Source organism: Geothermobacter hydrogeniphilus (genome assembly GCF_002093115.1).
GTDB lineage: Bacteria > Desulfobacterota > Desulfuromonadia > Desulfuromonadales > Geothermobacteraceae > Geothermobacter_A > Geothermobacter_A hydrogeniphilus.
Genome location: NZ_NAAD01000031.1, coordinates 1 through 22,826, shown reverse-complemented (window position 1 = coordinate 22,826; position 22,826 = coordinate 1). Strand labels below are relative to the sequence as shown.

22 protein-coding genes are annotated in these 22,826 nt (G+C 60.7%); 6 read left to right on the top strand and 16 right to left on the bottom strand.

Features of this window, described 5'->3' with window-relative positions; all coding sequences use genetic code 11:
• Nucleotides 1–30: 30 nt before the first annotated feature.
• Nucleotides 31–1,272, bottom strand: coding sequence for an ATP-binding protein (locus B5V00_RS15730; RefSeq protein WP_085011759.1), 1,242 nt, complete (start codon nt 1,270–1,272; stop codon nt 31–33).
• 301 nt (nt 1,273–1,573) lie between these two features.
• Nucleotides 1,574–2,347 carry a nucleotidyl transferase AbiEii/AbiGii toxin family protein gene (locus tag B5V00_RS15725; RefSeq protein WP_085011758.1) on the bottom strand — a complete coding sequence of 258 codons (774 nt, stop codon included), beginning with the start codon at nt 2,345–2,347 and terminating at the stop codon, nt 1,574–1,576.
• Between the two features lie 37 nt (nt 2,348–2,384).
• Here B5V00_RS15725 and B5V00_RS15720 point away from each other — a divergent pair, with 37 nt between their 5' ends.
• A complete protein-coding gene (locus tag B5V00_RS15720; protein ID WP_085011757.1) occupies nt 2,385–3,377 on the top strand; it encodes a transposase in 993 nt (330 codons plus the stop codon).
• Between the two features lie 31 nt (nt 3,378–3,408).
• Here B5V00_RS15720 and B5V00_RS15715 read toward each other — a convergent pair whose 3' ends face one another.
• The 6 genes from B5V00_RS15715 to B5V00_RS15690 all read right to left on the bottom strand — a co-directional run bounded on the left by B5V00_RS15715 (nt 3,409) and on the right by B5V00_RS15690 (nt 10,459).
• On the bottom strand, nt 3,409–4,275 hold the full coding sequence (locus B5V00_RS15715) for a nucleotidyl transferase AbiEii/AbiGii toxin family protein (RefSeq protein ID WP_085011756.1): 867 nt from the start codon (nt 4,273–4,275) through the stop codon (nt 3,409–3,411).
• A gap of 2 nt (nt 4,276–4,277) precedes the next feature.
• On the bottom strand, nt 4,278–4,925 hold the full coding sequence (locus B5V00_RS15710; protein ID WP_085011755.1) for a type IV toxin-antitoxin system AbiEi family antitoxin domain-containing protein: 648 nt from the start codon (nt 4,923–4,925) through the stop codon (nt 4,278–4,280).
• A 228-nt stretch (nt 4,926–5,153) separates the two neighbouring features.
• The gene (locus B5V00_RS15705) at nt 5,154–5,372 is read right to left on the bottom strand and encodes a hypothetical protein (RefSeq protein ID WP_085011754.1); all 219 of its coding nucleotides are present in this window, start codon (nt 5,370–5,372) and stop codon (nt 5,154–5,156) included.
• Between the two features lie 189 nt (nt 5,373–5,561).
• A complete protein-coding gene (locus B5V00_RS15700; protein ID WP_085011753.1) occupies nt 5,562–6,683 on the bottom strand; it encodes an RtcB family protein in 1,122 nt (373 codons plus the stop codon).
• A 293-nt stretch (nt 6,684–6,976) separates the two neighbouring features.
• The gene (gene tkt / locus B5V00_RS15695; protein WP_085011752.1) at nt 6,977–8,959 is read right to left on the bottom strand and encodes a transketolase; all 1,983 of its coding nucleotides are present in this window, start codon (nt 8,957–8,959) and stop codon (nt 6,977–6,979) included.
• A 135-nt stretch (nt 8,960–9,094) separates the two neighbouring features.
• Complete coding sequence (locus B5V00_RS15690) at nt 9,095–10,459, bottom strand: glutamate--cysteine ligase (protein WP_085011751.1); 1,365 nt, start codon at nt 10,457–10,459, stop codon at nt 9,095–9,097.
• A gap of 489 nt (nt 10,460–10,948) precedes the next feature.
• Between B5V00_RS15690 and B5V00_RS15685 the strand changes: the two genes are divergently transcribed.
• The gene (locus B5V00_RS15685) at nt 10,949–11,614 is read left to right on the top strand and encodes a type 1 glutamine amidotransferase domain-containing protein (protein ID WP_085011765.1); all 666 of its coding nucleotides are present in this window, start codon (nt 10,949–10,951) and stop codon (nt 11,612–11,614) included.
• A 54-nt stretch (nt 11,615–11,668) separates the two neighbouring features.
• Here the strand turns inward: B5V00_RS15685 and B5V00_RS15680 are convergent, their stop codons facing one another.
• A complete protein-coding gene (locus B5V00_RS15680; RefSeq protein ID WP_085011750.1) occupies nt 11,669–12,577 on the bottom strand; it encodes a LysR family transcriptional regulator ArgP in 909 nt (302 codons plus the stop codon).
• 99 nt (nt 12,578–12,676) lie between these two features.
• On the opposite strand from B5V00_RS15680, the gene B5V00_RS15675 reads away from it, so the two are divergent.
• Both B5V00_RS15675 and B5V00_RS15670 read left to right on the top strand, forming a co-directional pair.
• A complete protein-coding gene (locus tag B5V00_RS15675; protein ID WP_085011749.1) occupies nt 12,677–13,294 on the top strand; it encodes a LysE/ArgO family amino acid transporter in 618 nt (205 codons plus the stop codon).
• 72 nt (nt 13,295–13,366) lie between these two features.
• Nucleotides 13,367–13,546: a hypothetical protein gene (locus B5V00_RS15670; RefSeq protein ID WP_085011748.1), complete on the top strand. Its 180-nt coding sequence runs from the start codon at nt 13,367–13,369 to the stop codon at nt 13,544–13,546.
• Between the two features lie 333 nt (nt 13,547–13,879).
• Here the strand turns inward: B5V00_RS15670 and B5V00_RS15665 are convergent, their stop codons facing one another.
• The 6 genes from B5V00_RS15665 to B5V00_RS15640 form a co-directional block, all read right to left on the bottom strand.
• Nucleotides 13,880–14,566 carry a potassium channel family protein gene (locus tag B5V00_RS15665; RefSeq protein WP_281249723.1) on the bottom strand — a complete coding sequence of 229 codons (687 nt, stop codon included), beginning with the start codon at nt 14,564–14,566 and terminating at the stop codon, nt 13,880–13,882.
• Between the two features lie 210 nt (nt 14,567–14,776).
• Entirely contained in the window at nt 14,777–16,153 is a 1,377-nt protein-coding gene (locus B5V00_RS15660) for a TrkH family potassium uptake protein (protein ID WP_085011746.1), read from the bottom strand.
• 223 nt (nt 16,154–16,376) lie between these two features.
• On the bottom strand, nt 16,377–17,198 hold the full coding sequence (locus B5V00_RS15655; protein WP_085011745.1) for an SDR family oxidoreductase: 822 nt from the start codon (nt 17,196–17,198) through the stop codon (nt 16,377–16,379).
• Nucleotides 17,199–17,447: 249 nt separating this feature from the next.
• Nucleotides 17,448–18,044 carry a hypothetical protein gene (locus tag B5V00_RS15650; RefSeq protein ID WP_085011744.1) on the bottom strand — a complete coding sequence of 199 codons (597 nt, stop codon included), beginning with the start codon at nt 18,042–18,044 and terminating at the stop codon, nt 17,448–17,450.
• A complete protein-coding gene (locus B5V00_RS15645) occupies nt 18,041–18,553 on the bottom strand; it encodes a Pycsar system effector family protein (RefSeq protein ID WP_085011743.1) in 513 nt (170 codons plus the stop codon). The genes B5V00_RS15650 and B5V00_RS15645 overlap by 4 nt, the downstream gene beginning before the upstream one ends.
• A 73-nt stretch (nt 18,554–18,626) precedes the next feature.
• Complete coding sequence (locus B5V00_RS15640; RefSeq protein WP_085011742.1) at nt 18,627–19,085, bottom strand: hypothetical protein; 459 nt, start codon at nt 19,083–19,085, stop codon at nt 18,627–18,629.
• 336 nt (nt 19,086–19,421) lie between these two features.
• Here B5V00_RS15640 and B5V00_RS15635 point away from each other — a divergent pair, with 336 nt between their 5' ends.
• A complete protein-coding gene (locus B5V00_RS15635) occupies nt 19,422–20,285 on the top strand; it encodes a GerMN domain-containing protein (RefSeq protein WP_085011741.1) in 864 nt (287 codons plus the stop codon).
• 61 nt (nt 20,286–20,346) lie between these two features.
• Here B5V00_RS15635 and B5V00_RS15630 read toward each other — a convergent pair whose 3' ends face one another.
• Nucleotides 20,347–21,351 carry a transglutaminase-like domain-containing protein gene (locus B5V00_RS15630; RefSeq protein WP_085011740.1) on the bottom strand — a complete coding sequence of 335 codons (1,005 nt, stop codon included), beginning with the start codon at nt 21,349–21,351 and terminating at the stop codon, nt 20,347–20,349.
• A gap of 185 nt (nt 21,352–21,536) precedes the next feature.
• Here B5V00_RS15630 and B5V00_RS15625 point away from each other — a divergent pair, with 185 nt between their 5' ends.
• Nucleotides 21,537–22,280 carry an RNA methyltransferase gene (locus B5V00_RS15625; RefSeq protein ID WP_172399785.1) on the top strand — a complete coding sequence of 248 codons (744 nt, stop codon included), beginning with the start codon at nt 21,537–21,539 and terminating at the stop codon, nt 22,278–22,280.
• The last annotated feature ends 546 nt before the right edge of the window (nt 22,281–22,826 follow it).

Genomic DNA, 22,826 nt, shown 5'->3' with positions numbered 1-22,826 from the left:
CGTAATCCACCATGGCTTGCCCTTATAATCCTATCCGCCCCATAACGATGACAGCGGGGCCGCCCAGAGACGGTCACCAAGGGGCAGGGTTTCGGTGCCATCATACAGGATGACCCCCAGGCGAAACTGTTTTCCGGCAACATTGGCCAGACGTTTCAGTCCACGCAGATCCCGACCCTGGACGGTAGCGGCGGCTTTCACTTCTACTCCGATCAGTTCTCCCATGGCATTCTCGATAACGAAATCCACCTCGTATTGATCGTGGTCCCGGTAATACAGCAGGCGATATGTGCTGTTCGCGGTCATGGAATGTTTCAGCAGTTCGCTGAAAACAAAAGTTTCCAGAATGGTGCCGAAACAAGCACGGTCCTGGTGAATTCGTCCGGGAGTTATGTCCGCCAGTGCAGCCAGCAGGCCGGAATCGAGGAACTGCACTTTGGGCGTTTTGACCATGCGTTTCAGACGGTTATGAGCCCAGGGTTCGATCCGGCGAAGCAGGAACAGTTGTTCCAGGACACCAAGGTAGCGGGCGGCCGTCTTGTGATCCAGTCCCACCTGTCCGGCCACCCGGGAATAATTGCACAGTTGTCCGGAAACCTGGGCCAATGCCTGCACAAACCTGGGCAGCAGGTCCAGCTTGTCGATATCCGCCACCTCCCGCACGTCGCGCTGGATAATGGCATCGATATATTGGCGGTGCCATGCCACCCGGCGGCGCGGTGTGGCGCGGGAAATCGCTTCCGGATAGCCTCCCTGAAGGACAATTTGATCCAGCTTCTCGCCCAGAAAAACCTGTTTTACGTCTGGAATCCGTCCCTCATAGGCACGCTCGATCCAGTTTGTGCTGCCGCCGTGAATTTCATTTTGCGACAATGGCAACAGGGTCAGGGTCTCCATGCGACCGGCGAGCGAATCGGCAACGGTCGGCAAGGTCATCAGATTGGTCGAACCCGTCAGCAGAAAGCGGCCGGGGCGTCGGTCTTCATCAACCGCTTTTTTTATGGCGAGCAGCAATTGTGGGGCGCGTTGAATTTCATCGATGATCGCGCGGGCCAGGTTTCTGACAAGACCTGTTGGATCTTCCTGTGCGGCCAGCAAGGTCAGCTGGTCATCCAGCGTCAGGTAGCGCATCTCCCTTGAAGCCAGTTGCCGCACCAGTGTCGTTTTTCCCGCCTGACGCGGTCCGGCTACCAGAACCACCGGGGTGTCTGCCAATGCGTCGTCAATTTGTTTTTCAAGAAGGCGAGGGTAGAGAGACTTTGTTTGAATCATAGCCGGAATTCTAGCGTGCGATTGGGATTGTGTCAACCGGTATTCGGGAGTATCTGTTCGTGTGATTGGGATTTATGTGTCGTGTGATTAGGATTTTCCAGAGCGCAAGGACCATAGGGGACGTACCTGCATTGAAGCCTACGGGGTCAGAAGCCTACGGGGTCAGGATTGCAAGATGGAAAGTTTGCCATAAGCGCCTGGCGAGCTTGATGGACATTATTTATTTGTTGAATGAGAACTGTCGCTCGTGGTGCACTTGCAATTTGAATCCACCGGAGCGTCCCCTCCCCATCACCGTCATTCAGACGAACCTGATCCGCCTCACCACGTCGAGAAAAAACTCCCGTGACCAGACGGCCAGTGCTTCCGGGTTTCGGACAAACGGCAGAACCTCCCTGCGGGCTTGATCGACATCAAGCCGACCGATGCTCCCGGCAAGCAGATCATGGAACGAATCGGGGCTGAGGCTTGCCGTCCCGTTCCAGTGGCCGCTCTGACGCATCCGCTGCTCCAGATGGGCCAGATGCAGTTCCGGATGGTGGGCACAATACCAGATCAGGTCGTACCAGTCGCGGCCCTTCACACGGTTTTTCCAGCGCCGACAGAGTACGGCGTGCATCTTTCCGGCGAACAGGTCGGGCAGACGGTAACTGCGAACACTGAAGGGGATCGGCTGCAGCAAGAACTTGTTTTCCGTGGCAAAGCCCGGCGGCGGTGCGGTGTCAACCTCGATTTTGATTCGGGTAACCTGGCCGGCCGGAATCTGGCGGCGGATGGGCTCGCCGGCCTGAATGACCAGCAGTTCATTGGCGGTGTCGGCCTTCAAAAAGGCCGACTGTACTGCCGTCGCGACGGCCTTCCCCTTCTGTTCCACCCGCACCTCGAAACCAAAGGCCGCCAGTTCACGCTCCAGCGCCTGGCTGTAGCGCCCCAGGCTGAAATCAGGCATGGGCCGCAAAAGGGAAAAATCGAGGTCTTCGGAAAAACGGTCCAACCCATACAGAATGCGCAAGGCGGTCCCACCGTAAAAAGCGGCCCTCTCAAAGAACTTAACCAATAGGGGACGTACCTGCATTATTGCATTAACGCCATCCCCTCGCTAAACTCCCACCATGCCGAGACAACCCCGTATCGACATTCCTGACCTGCTGCAGCACGTCATTGTCCGCGGCATCGAGCGTAGCACCATCTTTCGCGATGATGAAGATCGGCGCAACTTTGTGGATCGACTGCAATCCCTGCTTGCTGAAACAGAGACTGAATGCCTGGCCTGGGCGTTGATTCCCAATCATTTCCATTTGCTGCTTTGTCCCCGCAGAACCACACTGTCGCACTTCATGCGCCGGCTGCTGACCGGTTATGCCGTCTCTTTCAATCGCCGTCATGGACGCAGCGGCCATCTTTTCCAGAATCGGTACAAATCGTTTGTCTGCGAAGAGGAGACTTATCTGCTCGAACTGATCCGCTACATCCATCTCAACCCCCTGCGGGCCAATCTGGTCAAAGAGCTGGACGAGCTGGATCGCTTTCCGTGGTGCGGTCATGCGGAACTGCTCGGGCATGGCAGAACCATCGGACTCCCTGGGGACAGGGTTTTGCCCCTCTTTTCAAAACGGAAGAAGACGGCACAAAAAAACTATCGTCAATTTATCGAGGATGGTGTTGACCAGGGCAAGCGGCCTGAACTCGTGGGCGGCGGCCTGCGCCGCAGCCTGGCCCTGCAAACCGCCAGCGAAGATCTGCAGGATTTTGATGAGCGTGTACTCGGCAGTGGAGACTTTGTGGCAGCACTTCGCAAACAGGGACTGCTTGACCAAGCCCCCTCTCTCTTGCTGGACCTGGACACATTGCAGACCGAAATCGAGGCTTACTGCAAATTGCCGACCGCCGGTCTGCGGCGCAGGGCTCGGGGAGGGCCGGTATCAAAGGCTCGCGCTCTTTTCTGTTACTGCGCAGTGCGCCAGTTCAATTATTCGGGGGCAGCGGTCGGCAAAATCCTCAAGATGGGCTCATCTTCTGTCAGTCGTGCGGCGCAAAGGGGTGAATTGTTGATTCAGGCGGACAAAGAGGCCAGGGGCTGGCTTGAAAGGTTGCTAAGGCAATAAGGCAGGAGCGTCCCCTTCCCGTCACCGTTATTCAGACGAACCTGATCCGCCTCACCACGTCGAGAAAAAACTCCCGTGACCAGACGGCCAGTGCTTCCGGGTTTCGGACAAACGGCAGAACCTCCCTGCGGGCTTGATCGACATCAAGCCGACCGATGCTCCCGGCAAGCAGATCATGGAACGAATCGGGGCTGAGGCTTGCCGTCCCGTTCCAGTGGCCGCTCTGACGCATCCGCTGCTCCAGATGGGCCAGATGCAGTTCCGGATGGTGGGCACAATACCAGATCAGGTCGTACCAGTCGCGGCCCTTCACACGGTTTTTCCAGCGCCGACAGAGTACGGCGTGCATCTTTCCGGCGAACAGGTCGGGCAGACGGTAACTGCGAACACTGAAGGGGATCGGCTGCAGCAAGAACTTGTTTTCCGTGGCAAAGCCCGGCGGCGGTGCGGTGTCAACCTCGATTTTGATTCGGGTAACCTGGCCGGCCGGAATCTGGCGGCGGATGGGCTCGCCGGCCTGAATGACCAGCAGTTCATTGGCGGTGTCGGCCTTCAAAAAGGCCGACTGTACTGCCGTCGCGACGGCCTTCCCCTTCTGTTCCACCCGCACCTCGAAACCAAAGGCCGCCAGTTCACGCTCCAGCGCCTGGCTGTAGCGCCCCAGGCTGAAATCAGGCATGGGCCGCAAAAGGGAAAAATCGAGGTCTTCGGAAAAACGGTCCAACCCATACAGAATGCGCAAGGCGGTCCCACCGTAAAAAGCGGCCCTCTCAAAGAACTTGGCCCGCCACAGGCCGAGCAGGGCCAGTTCCTGGAGGATTTCCCGCAGTGCCCGGGAGGCATCCTCAACCCGCTGGCAGTCGTATTTGGCAAACATCTGGGCGACAAGTTCACGCATGACTAGCCTTTTTTCCGTGCCAGACGTCGTACCAGCCTGGCCAGCAGGGCAATCCGCGGCGAGCGACAGGCCCGAGAAAGTTCATCGAGCAAGTCGGCGCTCATTTCCCGTAGCGCCGCCTCTTCGATCCGCAAATTCTCCACCAGGTACTCTAGGCACTCCCTCTGGGTTCTCAGCCCCAGGCCCCGCTCCTTGCGGAGCTTGTCCGCCAGGGCCTTTTCCGGAACGGCGATCAGGAAGGCCCGACCGTCTTCGAGTTCTACCCGGCCGATGCCAAGGGCGAAGCCGGCCTCCGGGACGCAACTGTAGAAAAAGAGGCCAACGGGGGTGGTAAAACGCGAGGCGCGCTTTGGGGTCACCGAGGTGACAGCCTCGACCCGCTCGGGGATCAGGCCATGGTAGTGCAGTGCATAGTCGAGAGAGACGCAGGAGGGACCGTAGAGCAGATTGGCGAGAATCTCCCGCGAGTAGGGCCTGCGGCGCCATTTCTCCCCGAAGATGTACAGTCCCTTCTTGACCCGGATGATGTCCCCCTTGGCCAGCAGCTCGGTCACCTTGTCCCGGGGACAGGCATAGTCGGCCAGGGCGCCCATAAGGGCCTGGTAGTCGAATTCCTCAAAAGGGATGGACTGGCGCAGATTTTCGCTCATGGTCAAGAAGAAACCGTTTTATTTTGCATAGTATGTCGAAGGTTTTTCGACATACTATGTTATATTCAGCAAATTTTCAAGATTGAATTCCCATCAGGCCAATAGAGGACGTGCATTATTGTATTTGAAATTCCGCATTAAATTCTGGGAAAACCTATAGGGTCAGGATTGCAAGATGGCAAGTTTGCCATAAGCGCCTGTAATCCACCATGGCTTGCCCTTATATTCCTATCCGCCCCATAACGATGACAGCGGGGCCGCCCAGAGACGGTCACCAAGGGGCAGGGTTTCGGTGCCATCATACAGGATGACCCCCAGTCGAAACTGTTTTCCGGCAACATTGGCCAGACGTTTCAGTCCACGCAGATCCCGACCCTGGACGGTAGCGGCGGCTTTCACTTCCACTCCGATCAATTCTCCCATGGCATTCTCGATAACGAAATCCACCTCTGTTCGTGTGATTGGGATTTATATGTCGTGCTTTTGGGATTTGCAAGAACGCAATATCTTAATATTTCAGGGGCATAATGCCATTTAAGTGGCAACCCGTGTCTTACAATCGCCGTCATGGAAGACTGGCTTGAAAGGCTGTTAAGGCAGTAAAGCTGGACTGTCCCCTCATGCTCGCGTCTTTTGTTATGCCCCCTTGATGTTCACCAGCGGGCGCAGGTGGTTGATCACTTCGATCACCACACCCTCCTGGGCCGCCAGGACAGAGCCGATCTCCTTGTAGACAAAAGGCGATTCGTCCAGAGTCGCCTTGTCCACCCTGGCGATGATCCCCTTCATTGACTCACGAAAGTTATCCAGTTTGACCCGACGCCTGCCTTCCGAACGGCTCATGACCCGGCCGGCACCGTGCGAGGCCGACTGGAGATAGTCCCGGTTGCCAAGTCCCACCGTGACATAGATGCCGTCACGCATATTGGCAGGGATGATGCCTTTCTGACCGTCAGTTGCCGGGGTCGCCCCCTTGCGATGCAGCACCAGATTGCCGTCCTGCAATTCGGCATGGTTGTGGTTTTCATTGATCAGGTTTTCGGTTGTCAGGCGGCCGATGTCGGCAGCGGAAAATCCCATGATCCGCAACACGCCTTCGACAATCTTCAACCGGTTGGCCAGGGCGAAGTTCTGGCAGTAGATCATGTCTCGCAAGTAGGCTTGTCCAATCTCCGAATGAAGCGAAAGAAAGCGGTCCCCGATTCGCCTGGCCTGAGCCATGTAGTAGCCGGCAACCGAATGCCCTGCATTGCGCGATCCGGAATGGACTGTGATCCAGCACCGCCCCTGCCGGTCCGCGGAGATTTCGATAAAATGATTGCCGCTGCCGAGGCTTCCCAGCTGCCCCTTGACGCTGCGGTTGACTTTGGTGGTCAGGGCCTTGTCTTCGCCGGCTGAAACAAACGGCGGGTATGGATCAGAGCGGTGATGGCCGCCCAGTCCCGTCGGGATCTGTTGCATGATGCGGGTGAAAAGGTCCTTCCCGGCAGCCTGGTCCGGCAGCAGGTCCGCGGCCGGGATGCCGGTGTTGACTGCGCACATGCCGCAGCCGATATCGTAGCCGACATAGCCGGGCGAGACATGCCCCTCGACCAGGACAACCCCGCCGATCGGCAGGTCGTAGCCGGTATGGACATCCGGCATCACCGCCATCTGCAGAACGCGGTCATCCCGGAGACAGTCAAAAATCTGCTGTCGGGCTCCCGGGTCAATCTGCTCCAGGGGGAGCAGGCTCCAGAGTTTTCTGTTGATCCGCATCTGGACTCCGCAACAAGGGAGGGGTTTGCAGAAAAATTGTTGATCGGTTGAAACGGCAGAGATCGAAAAAAAACGCGTTTGGATCTTGAAAAACAGTTACAAATTGGCCCTTCCACAAAAAAACAGTTACGGATGGCGGCGTGCATGGAGCGGGCCGGCTTAGCGTCGATGAGACGCCGTGGGATGACGAATCCCATGAAGGTGTATCATGATGCAGGTGATAAACAGAACGGGCAGCCGGTTTCGGCTACCCGTTCTGTTTTTGAAGCCTGAAAGTGGAGCCGACTGACGGGTCAGAGCTGTTCCCTGACCGCTGCGGCGACCTTTTCGGCGGTGATGCCGAAATGTTTGAACAGTTCGCCGGCCGGGCCGCTGGCGCCGAAGCCGGTCATGCCGACCACCTTGCCGCGGCCGACGTAACGCTCCCAGCCGAAGGTGGAGCCGGCTTCGACCGCCACCCGGCAGGCGCATGCGGGCGGCAGCACCTGGTCGATGTAGTCCTGTCCCTGCTGTTCGAACAGTTCCCAGCTCGGCAGCGAGACCACCCGCACGCCGATCCCTTCGGCCTGCAGTTCGGCCTGGGCCTGCATGGCGAGGGGCAGTTCGGACCCGGTGGCGATGATGATGGCCTGCAGTTCACCCTGTTCGGCAGAGAGGACATAGCCGCCCTTGTGCAGTTCGGCCGCCGGGGCGAGCTTGTCGCGGTCGAAGGTCTCCCATCCCTGGCGGGAGAGGATCAGCGCCGTCGGGCCCTTGGTATTGGCGATGGCCGCCTTCCAGGCTTCGACGGTTTCGTTGGCGTCGCCGGGGCGGATCACCGTCAGGTTGGGCACCGCGCGCAGATTGGCGAGCTGCTCGATCGGCTGATGGGTCGGACCGTCTTCGCCGAGACCGATGGAGTCATGGGTCAGCACGTAGATGGTCCGCAGCCCCATCATCGCCGCCAGGCGCATCGGCGGGCGCATGTAGTCGGCGAAGATGGCGAAGGTGCCGCCGAAGGGGATCAGCCCGGGGGTGTGGGCCAGGCCGTTGAGGATCGAACCCATGGCGTGCTCGCGGACTCCGAAGTGGATGTTGCGGCCGACGGTGCAGGCGGTGAAGGAGTCCTCGCCCTGCAGGGTGGTGTTGTTCGAGGGACCGAGGTCGGCCGAACCGCCGAGCAGGAAGGGGAGTTTCTGCGCCAGGGCGTTGAGGGCTTTGCCGCTCGCCTGGCGGGTGGCGAGTTTCTCCCCGGCGGCGAAGACCGGCAGTTCGTCCCAGCCTTCGGGCAGTTCCCCGGCGGCGGCCCGCTGCCAGGCCTGCAGGGCCTCGTTGTTCTTCAACTCGGTCTCGAAGGAGGTCTGCCAGGCGGCTTCCTGTTCGGCGCCGCGGGCGACGGCCTCCTCCATGTGTTTCTTGACCTCGGACGGGATGACGAAGCTCTCCTCCGGTTTGCGGCCGAAGAAGGTCTTGGCGCCGGCCAGTTCCTCGCTGCCCAGCGGGGCGCCGTGGGCGCCGGCGGTGTCCTGCTTGGTCGGCGCGCCGAAGCCGATATGGCTGCGGGCGATGATCAGCGACGGCCGCGGCGAGTGCTTCGCCCGGGCGATCGCCTGGTCGAGATCCTTGAGGTTCTCTCCCTCGACATGCTGCACCTGCCAGCCGTAGCTGAGGTAGCGGGTGGCGACCTCCTCGGTGAAAGCGAGCTGGGTGTCTCCCTCGATGGTGATCTTGTTGTCGAGGTAGAGATAGACCAGGTTGCCGAGCCTGAGGGTGCCGGCCAGGGAGGCGGCCTCGGAGGCGACCCCTTCCATCAGGTCGCCGTCGGAGCAGAGCCCGTAGATGGTGCTGTCAAACAGTTTGTCGCTCACCTTTTTCTGCAGGAAGCGCTGGCCCATGGCCATGCCGACGCCGACCGAGATCCCCTGGCCCAGGGGGCCGGTGGTGGTCTCGATGCCGGGCGCGTGGCCGAATTCGGGATGCCCGGCGGTCGGGCTGCCGAGCTGGCGGAAGTTTTTCAGATCCTCCAGGCTCAGCTCGTAGCCGGTCAGATGGAGCATCGAATAGAGCAGGGCCGAGGCATGACCGCAGGAAAGGATGAAGCGGTCGCGGCCGGCCCAATCGGGATTTTTCGGGTTGTAGCGCATATGCCGGGCGAACAGCAGGTAAGCGATGGGAGCAGCTTCCATCGGCGTTCCGGGATGTCCGGAATTGGCCTTCTCGACCATGTCGGCGGCGAGCAGGCGGATGGTATCGACGGCCGGGCGGGCCAGGTCAAGGTTCAGGGGGGTTGACGTCATTATCTCCTCCAGGCTGGGAATTGGCGCCATTCAAACAGGAACGGAAAAATATTTCAAGGCTCAAAGCGCAGTTTTTCGCGGGTTTTCGGGGGATCAGCAGGTGAGCTTATGCAAGTGTCTGAAATCATGTATCGGTCAAAGGTGGAAGGCGCAATGTTCCTTGAGCAGCGCCAAATCCCTGGTTCGGTCACCGCTCCAGCGGGCCAGCAGCTGGTCGGCCAGGGTTTCACCGCTCGCAACCAGCGGTTCGAGGTCGTCGAGGTAGCAGGTTTCGTCGCTGCCGCGATGGTTGAGGCGCTGCTGCTGCCGCAGTCCCTCGCGTGCCGCGGCAAGCGCCTCCCGGGCGATGTCATGCAGGCTATGGCGGCCGTGGCGGGTTTTCAGTCCCAGGCGCCAGGAATCGCGATAACTCTGCTGCAGGCGTTCCAGATCGCCCCCCCACATCAGCTTCAGCAGGTGTTCTCCCGCGTCGCGGTGGTAGAACAGTCCCTTGAGCAGGGCAGTGACGCTGAGGGTCAGGTGCTGCGGCAGGCTGTCGGCAGTGCGGACCTCGACCTGCGGTCGCAGTCGCGCTTCGGGGAACAGGGTCGAGAGGTGCAGGTCCCAGTCGCCGAGGGTCGCCGTCGCATCGCTGAAGCCTTCGGCCAGAAAACGGCGGAAGCTGAAACGTTCGCCGGTCAGGTCGATGTAGCGGCCGTCGCGGACGATGAAGTACATCGGCACGTCGAGGGCGTATTCGGTGTAGGTCTGCAGGTCGGCACCCGGTTCGAACAGGCTCGGGACCAGGCCGCAGCGGTCCGGGTCGGTGCGTTGCCAGATTTCACCGCGAGTGGAGAGAAAGCCGCTCGGTCTGCCGTCAAGCAGCGGCGAGTTGGCGAACAGGGCGTAGAGCAGCGGCGCGAGGGCCTGGCCGAGGCGCAGCTTGAAGAGCGCGTCCTCCTCGTCCTTGAAGTCGAGGTTGACCTGCAGCCCGGCGCTCTGCTTCATCATCCGCTGGCCCATGTCGCCGGTGCGTTCCATGTAGGGGCCCATGATGCCGTAGCGGGCCTTGGGCAGCCAGTCGATCTTCTCCAGCGGCGTGAAGGGCTGGACGCCGAGACCGAGAAAGGTCAGGCCGAGCGGTGCGGCGACACGGACGATGTTGCTGATGTGGGCGATAAAGTCGCCTTCACAGCAGTGGATGTCGGGGCAGAAACGACCCGAAAGTTCGATCTGTCCGCCCGGTTCCAGGGTGACGGAGGAATATTCCCCCAGCAGCGCGATCAGCTGGCCGTTGTCATGAACCCGCTGCCAGTCGCCCTCCGCGGCGAGGACTTCCAGCAGCTTTCCGACCCTGGACCAGGAAGCGGCTTCACCGGTCGCCGTTTCGATGACCAGTTTCTCGGTTTCGGCGCCGACCCCCCATTCCTCGGGGGGGCGGGCCCCGCGGCGCAGGAAATCGGTCAGCAGGCCGGGGTCGGTCAGGGGTTGCTGCAGGTCGGGTTTGATCAGGGTACTCATAGCCCTAACCATATCAATTTAAGTCAGGAATGCACAGCCTGAACCCAAATCCACCGGCAATTTCGGGATTCGGGTGTCGTTACGGATGAATCCGCTTCGTTGCCTTCACCGATTCGGTGCTCAACGTAGCTCGGCTGCGTTTCCGCCCGAATCGGCGCGGCGCCTCGCATCTCCACCCGTCCCACCACCCTCGGTCCGCAAAACAGCCGGTGGATCTGGGTTGAATCGGCCTCGGGAAGACTGGTATCCCGGCGAGGAAGCGATATGCTTTAAATACCAAATCAATGAGCCCCTTGTTGACGGACAGCACAAGTCATTGACCTGCCGGCGCTTCCCAAAAATCACCGGCGAACCTGTGGGTGCGCCTCAGATTTTTGAAAACCGCATTCAGGCCAAACACTTGCACTCTCCCTCCGACAGGAACTCACAGATTCAGGTACAAAGACCCTGCCGGCCAGGGAAGAGGAAAGGAGTTGGATCATGCCAGTTCTGAATAAAACCGTTCTGATGGTTGTCACCAGTCACGATGAACTCGCCCCCGGTAAACCGACCGGGCTCTGGCTGGAGGAATTCGCCATCCCCTGGCAGCTTTTTCGCGAGGCCGGCCTGAAAGTCTCCATTGCCAGTCCGCTGGGCGGCAACGTGCCGATTGACCCCCGCAGCATCGAGGACGAGGACAAGGTCGTCGCCTGGCGGGAGGCTGAGAATGTTCTGCTGCAGACCGCTTCCCTGGATGAGCTGCAACTGCACAAGTTTGATGCCATCTTTCTGCCCGGGGGGCATGGTGCCATGTTCGACCTGCCGGAGAATCCGGTGCTCAAGGCCCTGCTGCACAGTCAGATCGAGGCCGGGCGCATTGTTGCCGCCGTCTGTCACGGACCGGCCGCGCTGGTCGAGGTCAGCCTCAGTGACGGCAGGCCGTTGGTCGCCGGACGGACCCTGACCGCCTTTACCGATGCCGAAGAGCGGGCGGTCGGACTCGAGGATGCGGTACCCTTCCTGCTGGAAGCCGAATTGCGCGCCAAGGGAGCCGATTTTGTCGCCGGTGAACTCTGGGCGAGCCATGTCGAGGTCGACGACAAGCTGGTGACCGGTCAGAATCCGGCGTCCAGTGCGGCGACGGCCGAAGCGGTGATCCGCCTGCTGCGGGACTGAGTGATTCGAGGTTGGCGGTTATCCCCGGGAAAACCGATCCGCCGGGAAGATCTTTCAACCCTCAGGATGTTCTTCCTGCAGCAACAGTATTTTGGCTCCGCGTTGCAAGGTCTGTTCGAGTTCCCGCAGCAGCGAGGATCTGAGATTCCAGCTGTGCCAGTAGAGCCGCACCGGTTCGGGGGCGTGGGGCGCCAGATCGACCAGCGCACCGTTGTCGAGCAACGGGCGGCACTGTTGTTCGGGGATGCAACCGTAGGCGTATCCATCCACAATCAAGGTGTTATAAGCTTCCTGCGAGGGAATGTAATGGGCCTGCCAGCGGCGCGGGGCGCGGCCGCAGCTGCGTTCCAGCAGCCGACGGTGCAGCGCGTCCTGTCGGTTGTAGATGGCCACGGGGGCGCGTGCCGCTGCTGACAGGGTCAACCCTGTCGGAAACCAGCGTTGGTGAAAGGATGGCGCGGCACAGAGCCGGTAGACCATGGTGCCGAGATAACCGGCCCGGCAGCCCTGGGGTGGTTTGGAGGTGGCGCTGATGCAGCCGACCACTTCTCCCTGGCGCAGCAACCGTTCGGTGACGTCCTGGTCCGCGACACGCAGATCGAACAACAGTTCATGCTCGTCCAGCAGAGGCCGTACCGCTTTCCAGAACCAGGTTGCCAGAGAATCGGCGTTGATGCCGATCGGCAGGCTGGTCGTTGCCTCGGTGTCCTCTGCGAGCAGGGAGGCGGGCAACTCGTTTTCAAGCAGGCGCACCTGGCGAAAATGCGTCAGCAACCGGCGTCCGGCAGGGGTCGGACGAGGGGGATTGTCGCGAATCAACAGCACCTGTCCGAGGCGCTCCTCAAGCTGTTTGATGCGTTGCGAGACGGCCGACTGGGTGATCAGCAACTGCCGGGCGGCAAGGTCAAAGCGGCCGGTTTCAACGACTGCGGCAAGCGCCGCCAGAAGACGATAATCAAGCATGCCTGGATATTAGCATTGCTTATATTGTTTCAGAACAATTAATTTTACATGATGGCGGCCCTTCGTTATGCTCCCTCTCGAATTGAGCGGGAGGTCCACATGCAGAGTCTGTTTTTTCAGGGGTTCGGTCTCAGTGCCGGGTTGATCATTGCGATCGGGGCGCAGAATGCCTTTGTGCTGTCGCAAAGCGTGCGGCGCAATCGCCCGTTGCTGATCGCCCTGATCTGTGCTTCGGCCGATGTTCTGCTGATTGCTCTCGGCCTGACCGGGGTCGGCAGCATCGTGGCTTCCAGCCCGCGACTGGCCGCCTGGGCCGCCTGGGGCGGGGCGTTGTTTCTGATTGTGTATGGTGCCGCGGCCCTGCGCTCGGCCTTGCGGGGCGCCGCCCTGGAGCCTGACCATGACGCCCTGCCGGGATTGCGCGAATTGCTTCTGGGGACCCTGGCGGTGACCTTCCTCAATCCCCATGCTTATCTCGATACCCTGGTCCTGATCGGCAGCATCGGCGGTCAATATCCTCTCGAACAACGCTGGATTTTCGGTAGCGGTGCGGTCGCGGCATCACTGGCCTGGTTCCTGTTGCTGGCCCTGGGAGGGCCGTTGCTCGCGCCGCTGTTTCGTCGGCCGATTTCCTGGCGGCTGCTTGATGTCAGTGTCTGTCTGGTGATGTGGAGCATCGCCTTCAGCCTGTTGCGAGACCGTTGGCCGCCGGTTTGAGCCGGTGCGCCTGCTTCAGGTATAATGGAAGACAGGACACAACAGCAGATTGCCTGGTGAAAGGAGTGGAGAATGAAAAACAAGGAAACGCGCCGACTCTGTCAGGCTGTCCACGAAGGCAAGGTCCGCAAAGTCGAACACATGGTGACCCACCAGCAAGGTGAGGTGATCGACTGTGACGGCACCGGCTTCGAGGTGAAAACCGGTGATAAATATCAGCACTGGGAAGGTTCGAACTGCGAACCTTCCTGAACTGGAGCGGGCCGAGGTGTTGCCACGGGTCTATCCGTGATCCCCCCGGGGCGGATTTCTGAATGTGTTCCCACGTCAACTGTCCCCCGAACTATACCCTGAATCAGTGAGTTTCTGTTGGATGGAGAGTGCAAGTGCTTGGCCTGGATACGATTTTCAAAAATCTAAGGCGCACCCTTAGGTTCGCCGGTGATTTTTGGGAAGCGTAGGCAGGTCAATGACTTGTGCTATCCGCCGACGTGAAGCTCACTGATTCAGGTATCCCAGAGCAGAGCCTCCCGGCCAGTTGGCAGGCGGGCGGGTCATCCCCGCCGGCGCCGCCGGTAAGCCGGTTCAGCAGCGCGACGCCTTGTCCACGTCCGTCGCCTTGCCGAAGATCAGCAGCATGTCGCTGTCGCGGATCTGGCGGTCCGGCGGCGGCATGAGCAGGAATTCGTCGGTCAGCACATCCTTGATGCCGAGCACGTAGACGCCGAATTTGCGCCGCAGGTCGAGTTCGATCAGGGTCTTGCCGATGAACCCGGCCGGCGGGGCGATCTCGTTGAGGCTGTAGCCTTCGGCCATGGTCAGCATGTCGAGGATGTTGGGACTGGCGAGGTTGCGGGCGGTCTTGATCGCCATGTCCTTTTCCGGGTAGACGACCTCGTCGGCACCGACCTTGCGCAGGATGCGGCCGTGATCCTCGTTGACCGACTTGACCACCAGCCGCTTCACTCCCAGTTCCTTGAGAAACAGCGTCGCCAGGGTCGCTGCGTGGGAACGCTCGCCGATGGCGACCACCACTGCGTCCATCTCCGCCAATCCCTGGGCGGCGAGAAACTCCTTGTCGGCGGCGTCGGCGACCATCGCCACCGAGCAATGGTCGCTGACCTGCTGGATGTGGCTGCGGTTGTTGTCGATCACCAGCACTTCGTGGCCGTCTTCATAGAGGGTACGGGCGATGTTGAAGCCGAAGTTGCCGGCGCCGATAACGCAGAATTTTTTCATGGTCGAACTCCCTAGTTTTGACCGCGGATGCAAGCAGATAAAAAATGCTATTGGACGCCAAGACGCCAAGGACGCCAAGAAGGAAAAAGCCTTCAATGCAGAGGGGCAGAGCCAGAGAGAGGTTTATGGGATTTAAGCCAAAAACTGCTTTTGGTTTTCTCTGCGGCTCTCCGTTAAAAAAGGGTTTCTTGGCGCCCTTGGCGACTTGAGCGAGCCATGCTCGCGGGCGGCCCCATGATTTTCCTAGCCGATCATCACCTGTTCCTCGGCATAGCGCACCTCCCGTCCTCCCGAGCGGCGGATGATGGCGAAGGCGAGGGTGAGGATGCCGACCCGGCCGATGAACATCATGACAATCACGATCAGTTTGCCCAGCGGCACCAGCTTCGCGGTCACGCCGAGTGAAAGGCCGACGGTGGCGAAGGCCGAGACCGCCTCGAAAGTGTAGTCGAGCAGCGCGTTGCGGCTTTCGGCCGCCGGCAGCCCGTGAACCTGGACGGCCAGCAGCAGGAAGATGGCCACCCCGCAGGCGACCACCGAAAGCAGTACCAGGGTCAGGGCGCGGGTGGTCAACTCTTCCGGCACCGTGCGGCGGAAGATATTGGTGTGCCTGTCACCTTTCAGGCGGCTGTGGATGATGGCGAACAGCAGGGCGAAACTGGTGGTCTTGATGCCGCCGCCGCAGGAGCCGGGTGAGGCACCGATGAACATCAGAAACATGATCAACACCAGGCTCGGGACTTCGAGCAGGTTCAGGTCGATGCTGTTGAAGCCGGCGGTGCGGGCGGTCACCGACTGGAACAGGACCATCCAGAAACCGTTGCCGGCGCTCATCTTATGCAGTTCCCCGGGGAATTCCAGCAGTGCCAGCAGCAGGGCGCCGCCAAGGGTCAGTACCAGGCTGGTCATCAGCACCAGGCGGCTGTGGAGTGACAGCCGGCGACGAACATGCTCCCGTTTCCGGGTCATCCCCAGCAGCTCCTGCAGCACCAGGAAGCCGAGACCGCCGCTGATGATCAGACCCATGATGGTGAGGTTGACCAGCGGGTCGGCCTGAAAGCCGACCATGCTGTCGGAAAAGAGGCTGAACCCGGCATTGCAGAAGGCCGAGACCGAGTGGAACAGGGCGCTCCAGAGCCCCTGTGCCAGTCCGAGCTGCGGCACCAGGCGGATCGCCAGCAGGGCCGCGCCGATACCTTCGATGGCAATCGTCAGCAGGAAAATTTTGCTGATCAGCTCCTGCACCGAGGCATAGGGCTGCGGCAGCAGGGTCTGTTCGATCTGTTGCCGGCCGCGAAGGCTCATCCCGCCGCCGAGATAGGAGAGCAGGTAGACCGAGAAGGTGGTGATGCCGAGACCGCCGGTCTGGATCAGCAGCAGCACGACTCCCTGGCCGAACCAGCTCAGGCGGCTGCCGGTATCGACCACCACCAGCCCGGTGACGCACTGGGCGCTGGTGGCGGTGAAGACGGCATCGAGGAAGGAGAGCGGTTGACCGTTGCTGGCCAGCGGCAGATACAGCAGCGCCCCGCCGAGCAGGATGGCGAGGCCGTAATAGAGCAGCAGCACCTGTCCGGGTGAGAGGTGCCAGGTCTGTCGACGTTGTGGCAGGGCGCACATGGGGACGAATATTACTCTTAATCGTGGTTTTTGGGAAGAATAAGTAGGACGGATGGGGCGCCAGCGCGCCAAAGGCTCCAGGAAAACCGATTATTAACGGAGAGACGCAGAGAGGCGGAGACGCAGGGAAACAAGATCAGACAAAGGATTTCTCTCCGCCTCTGCTGCTCCCCGCCTCTGCGTTAAGTCGGGTTTTTGAATTTCTTGACGGCGGCAACGAATGTCATTCCAGAAACAGGTCGGTCATCAGCTCTGTCCCCGGCTTGACCGCGTAGCGCTCAAGGTCGTCGATCCCCTCTTCGGCCAGTACCTGCTCGTCGATGAAGAAGTTGCCGCTGCAGTCGCGGCTGTCGCGGCAGAGGATGGCGTGGGCGGCGTCGGCGAGGATCTCCGGGGTGCGGCACTGCTCGGGCTTGACCATGCCGCCGAGCATGGCCAGGGCGGCGGTGGCGATCACCGTGCGCGGCCAGAGGGCGTTGACGGCAACGCCGGCTTCGCGGAATTCTGCCGCCATCCCCAGGACGCACATGCTCATGCCGTACTTGGCCATGGTGTAGGCGACGTGCGGACCGAACCAGCGCGGGTTCATGTTCAGCGGCGGAGAGAGGTTGAGAATGTGCGGGTTGTCGGCCCGTTGCAGATACGGCAGGCAGGCCTGCGAGCAGAGGAAGGTGCCGCGGGTGTTGACCTGGTGCATCAGGTCGTAGCGTTTGGCCGGCGTTTCAAGCGTGCCTGCGAGGTAAATGGCGCTGGCGTTGTTGATCAGGATATCGATGCCGGCGAAACGCTCGACCGCGGCGCTGACAGCCGCGGCGATGTCCTCAGGTTTGCGGATGTCGCATTTGATCGCCAGTGCCTGCCCCCCGGCCGCTTCGATTTCGGCGGCGGCGCTGTGAATGGTGCCGGGCAGCTTCGGGTTGGGAACGTTCGACTTGGCGGCGATGACGATATTCGCTCCGTCGGCCGCGGCCCGCCTGGCAATCGCCAGCCCGATACCGCGGCTGGCGCCGGTGATGAAGAGGGTTTTGTTTTTGAGTGTTTTCATTTGAGTCCTCGAAGGGTTGAAAACAGGGGCGGCCAAGGGCCAAAGGGCTAAGGGCCAAAGGCCAAAGGCCAAAGGCTAAGGGTCTTAGTTGCCTCCATGGTCGAGCGGTCTCAGAGCGGTCTCAGCGTTATCGGTTTGGTCTTTCTTGGCGCCCTTGGCGTCTTGGCGGCCGCCTGGTGGGTTTTCTCAGTGGCTTGGCGGTAAATACCTGTCGCTTTTTCAAAGCATACCCCGCGATTCCCTTTTTTGTCAGAAAAAGCGGAAAATCATCACCCAGAGGCCGTGATTGGCGATCAGTGAGAGCAGGGCGATCAGCAGCAGTCCCTTGCCCCAGCGGCTCGCCAGCCGTGGTCGAAGCCAGAAGCCGGCGATGGTGACGACGATGATTTCGGCCAGGGCGGCAGGGATGCCGTGGTAGGCCGGATTCCAGTAGGAGACCGGGGAGATGAAGCGCCAGTGGCTGAAGGGCCAGAAGTGCATGTGAGCGTCATTGTGGTGCAGGAAGAAATCCTCGGCCGCGCCCAGCAGGCCTGCCAGGCAGAAAAGGGCGGCACGCGGGCGTTTCAGCCACCAGAAAAGGGCCAGGGCGGCGCCCCACAGCGGAAAAGAATGAAAGGCTCCGATCAGGGCGCTCCAGCCGGGCTGAAAGTAGACTTCGTTCCAGAGCTGCTGCTGGGGGATTCCGGCGATCAGACTCCCCCAGGCGAGGAAGATATAGATGGGGATGTCGGGTGTCAGGGCGCCGCAGCAGAGGACCAGATTGATGCGCGGCAGCCGGGCGACGCGCTCCCCGCCGAAGAATCGCAGCAGGGCGCAGGTGAGAATGGCATGGCTCTGGGTGTTCATCCGCCTCCGCCGAGGGGAAGGAAAACCGAGATCACCGCTAGCACCAGGCCGGCGAGCAGGCTGCAGAGACCATTGCGTACCAGCAGGTACTTGCGGGTCAGGCGGTGCTTGCCGAGATAGTAGAGTTCATGCAGGTAGGCGTCGTAGAGTTTTTCCTTGTCGGTCAACAGTTGCTTGAAGCCGGCGATGAATTCTTCTTCTTCGAGTTCGACGAAGGAGCGGAAATAGAAGAAATTGGTTTGTCCGGTGGCATGCAGTGGGGGGATGATGGCGAGAATCGAAAAGATCACCGCCAGGATGCCGGCCACTGCCAGGATCAGTACTGTCGCCAGCGGCAGATCCTGCATCCGGGTCAGGGCGATGGTGGTGACCAGGGAGGCCGCAGTGAGGATCATCGCCGCCTTTGAATCCGCCATTTTGTTCAGGGTCATGTGTTTGCTGAGATTGGCGCGCAGGGCATTGCTCGCCAGCAGTCGCGGCAGCAGTTCATTGGCGTCGGGAGTGCTCATGAATGGCTCCGGTTGTCCAAGGGTGGAATCGATGACGAATTTTACCACGACAGCGGGCACCGCGGGAGATATCTTAAGCCGGCAGGCGGTCTTCCCGGTCAACGAGCAGTTCCGTAAGCGGCACCAGTTTTCGGTCGGCCGGGAGGTTCTCGGCGATCGTGGCCAGCCAGGCGCGCAATTCTCCGAGGTCGAGCGGGGTTTCGAGCCAGCGGCAGCCGAGTCTTTCGGCCCGTTGCTGATCGCCGATCGACCAGGGGAGGCAGATGAGGGTTATGTTTTTTACCAGTCCGCGGCAGGGACCGGCGAGGCGTTGGGCAATAAAGTCGAGGCCGGCCTGCTGGGGCAGATGCTGGCCGACGATCAATGCGTCGCCGCAGATCTTGTCTGTCTCGCAATGACTGTTGTCAATGCACGGGAAGACGGCCGGAGAAGAGCAGGCAATGGCCTCATAGCCGAGATTGCGTACGAACAGGGCGAGGGATTCTCGCATACTTTCGGCGGGTTCGATGATGAAGACGCGTAGTGGTTCCATGGTCCCCCCATGATCGGAACAAAAACGACACTCCTATTTCAAAATGCCGGTAACTGTCCAAAAAAACAAGTATAAAATTATAAATGACCGTTTTCACAGACAATTTGAAACATCCTAAGAAATGATAGGATAATCGCCGTACAGCGGAGCCTTGTTCAGGACTTGCCGGAGAGCGACGGATCTTGTGCCGGGAAGAGGAGTGCGAACAAAGATTCGATATCCCGGCGCGGTGATTGCCTTGTCGCGTGATAAAATAAACCCGAATCCGTGACTTGCGCTGTCTGCTGACAAGGGAAGCGCGGATTCAGGATAAACAGAAACTCGAAAGGATACCCGATGAGATCTCTGCTCCTGCTGTTGCTGCTTCTTCCCCTGGTTGCCGGCTGTGATCGGAAAGAGGAAAAAAACGCCGATCAACCTTCCCCGGGGAAAGTGATCGCCGATGATGCCTACCGGCAGTATTTTGGTTCCCCGCCGACCCCGAGGGCCGGGACCGCCTGGGTGCGGGTCGGGTTTCTGCCCCGCAACGATGGTTCCGGCAGCCTGGCACCGTTCCCCCTGTTCTTTTATCGCGAGGATGGTCAACTGCAGCTGCTGCTCGACCAGTTGACCGGTGAGAACCTGCGGTTGCCGAAGCAGAGCGGGCTCTTCAACCCGTTCCCTTCGGGCAGTCGCGCGGTCACGGCCAATCGGGTGGCCGGCAAGCGGGAAATCAACCTGACCTTGCCGGCGGGCGCGGATGCCGACCCGGAGATCATGGCCGCGGTCCTGGTCGAGACCGCCGGGCGTTTCCCCGGGGTCAAGCAGGTCGTGCTGACGTTGAACGGCTCTCCCTGGCCGGGGATGCCGGCCGATGGTTTTGACGTTCCGACCGGTCGCGTCATCGAGCCCGGGTCTCCTCGTCCGCTGGTGGTGCTGGCCGATTTTTCCCGCGGTGGAGATCATCCCGCCGAACTGCTGGTCAACTTTGATCGACCGATGAAGCTTGAGAGTTTCCGTCTGGCAACCGAAGATGGTCGCGAAGTGGCGGGAGACTACTTTCAGTCGGTTTTCGGCATGGCGGTGGTGGTTCATCCGAAAAATCCTGAACTGCTGACCATCGGCCAACCGGTCAGGATCAGCTGGAAGGCAACCGACGCCAAGGGCCGGAAGGGAAACGGCGAGGTGCTGATGCCGGTGAAGGGACGGGGGAAAAACTGACAGTTGAAGGAAGGGGACGGGCTCCGTGGGGGCCCGTCCCCTGTTAGGTTCGGATTCAGGTTTACTGTCGGTAGGTGATCTGGTAGCGGAAGGTCTGCGGATCGAGCCAGTCCAGGGTTTTGCCGCCGACCTGGGCGAAGGGATACATCAGGTAGTTGACGGCCGGTCCCTGCTGAGGAGGGTTGAGTTCGATATCCCGCCCCTCGGAGAGGCGGACACGGTAGGCATCGACACCGCCCCAGAAGTACTCGCGCAGTTCGGCGACCTGCGGATCACCGAGCTTCAGGTTCTGTTTCAGCATCGCTTTGCGTACGTCGGCCGGGTCGACCGGCACCCAGCCGTAACCGGGCTGGTAGAATTCGGCCCAGCAATGCTGCCAGCCGGTGATGTCCTGGCCATCCTTTTTCCCCAGTCGAATGCCGAGAATTTCGCGGGCCGGAACTCCGGCCGAACGGGCCAGGGCGACATAGATGGAACTGATGTCGGCGCACTTGCCGCCGGGACGGTCAAGCAGGCGCGGCACGTTACCGAGGCCGCAACCGCGGGTGTTCGGGTCGCGGAAGGTGTTGTCCACCGTCCAGTCATAGATGGCGCGGGCCTTTTCCAGGTTGGTCTTTTTCCCGGCAACGATCTGGTCGGCGAGAGCCTTGACCGGACCGTCGATCGGCCCCATGCTGGTGGCGCTGAGGTAGCGGCTGAAGGCGGCCCGGTCGAGGGGAACGTCTGCCCGGGGGATGTCCCGGTGTAATTGTTCCCTGCGTTCGGCCCTGAAGCGGAGCGTCAACCGGCGGCTGTCGGCGTCTGCCGCCCAGCGCGCGTAGAGTATCGGGATGCTGTTTTCCCGGTCGGTGTAGACGGCCGCCTCACTGTAATCCCCTTCCCAGTGGATATCGCTGATCAACTGGTCGGCATCGGAAATCGGGTAGGGAATCCAGAGCCTGGCTTCCCGGCCGGATGGCTGTCCGGAGAGGTCGAAGGTCATGACCACCTCTCCCGAGACGGTTTTTCCCCAGGCGCTGCCGACGCCGAGCAGCAGGATGAACAGCAGAAAAACAAGACGTTTCATGGATCAGGTTCTCCTCGGTGATTAAATTCGGTTCTCATGTCCAGGTCAGGATTAAACGGGATCCGGCCTGGAATGTCCAATCGTTATTACAGATAAAACCGATGACAGATATCGAAAATATCAATGATATGTCCGGGGCGTAAAAGCGCTGGCGATCGGGCATCTGTCAGACTATGATAACGCCCATGCTGACTCCCCTTCCCCAGTCTCTCAGCGTTGTGCTGGTCGAGCCGCAGCATCCCGGCAATATCGGCATGGTCTGTCGGGCGATGGCCAATTTCGGCATTTCCGACCTGCGCCTGGTGAATCCCTGCCCGTACCTGCATCCCGAGGCACGCAAGTTTGCCGTCGCCGGCAATCACCTGCTCGGCTCGGCGCGCTGCTATCCGGACCTGCCGGCGGCGCTGGCCGATGTTCACCTGAGTGTCGCCGCCACCCGGCGCGCCGGTCGGCTGCGGGGAACTCTGCATCCCAGCAGCCGGCTGCCGGAGCTGGTCGGCGCGCTTCCCGAAGGGGGCCGGGCGGCGCTGGTTTTCGGCCGCGAGGACTGTGGTCTCACCGGTGACGAGATCGCCTGCTGCGGCGCCGGGGTGCGGATCGCCAGCAGCGAAGAGGTCGGTTCTCTCAATCTCGCCCAGGCGGTGATGGTGCTGCTCTATGAACTGCATCGTCGGCCGGGAATGGTCGGAGAGGAGAGGGATCTCCCGGAAGAGGGGGAACTGCAGGCGGTTTACGCGCAGATGGATGACGTTCTCGATCGGATCGGGTTCACCAACCCGGCCTGCCCCGGAGCCACCCTGACCCGCCTGCGGCAGCTGATCAGCCGCGCCCGTCCGGACCGCGCTGAACTGGGACTGCTGCGGGGGATGTGGGGGCAGATCAGTGAAAGCATCAACAACTGGCCGGGGCGGAGGAGGGGCGGCCGATAAGGGGCTGGGGCGGCCGATATCCGCACATCTGCTGCGTTGCTCACGCGCCTCGTCATTCCGACGTAGCTGCCGCTACACCTCATGCTGCGAGGGCGGCCGATACGCACCCGTCTGCTGCGTTGCACTCAGCCTTCGATCCTCGATGTAGCTGCCGCTACACCTGTGGTTTCAGTCTTCGTGCGCCTTGCATCCGGGCACGTCTCGACCACCTTGTGACGGTGGTGCTGGGGATGCCTTTAAGGCGTGGTTTTTCAGGCTCCCCTGTGTACCCCGTTTGTCTGCCTCCTGGGTAGACAGGCTCACGTGCCATCATGCCGGGCGTAGCTACGGGAGCGCCGCGGGTTTCGTCATCTGCATGGTCAGCAAGGGGTAGTGTCCATGCCCGCCGCAGGCGAAAGCTCTTTCTGCTTACTCTTGCGAGCAGGCAAGAGTAAGGCGGAGAGCGGGGCCGCGACCCCGCGGTTTTTCTGCGAGGGCGGCCGATATCCGCACATCTGCTGCGTTGCTCCCGCGCCTCGTCATTCCGACGTAGCTGCCGCTACGCCT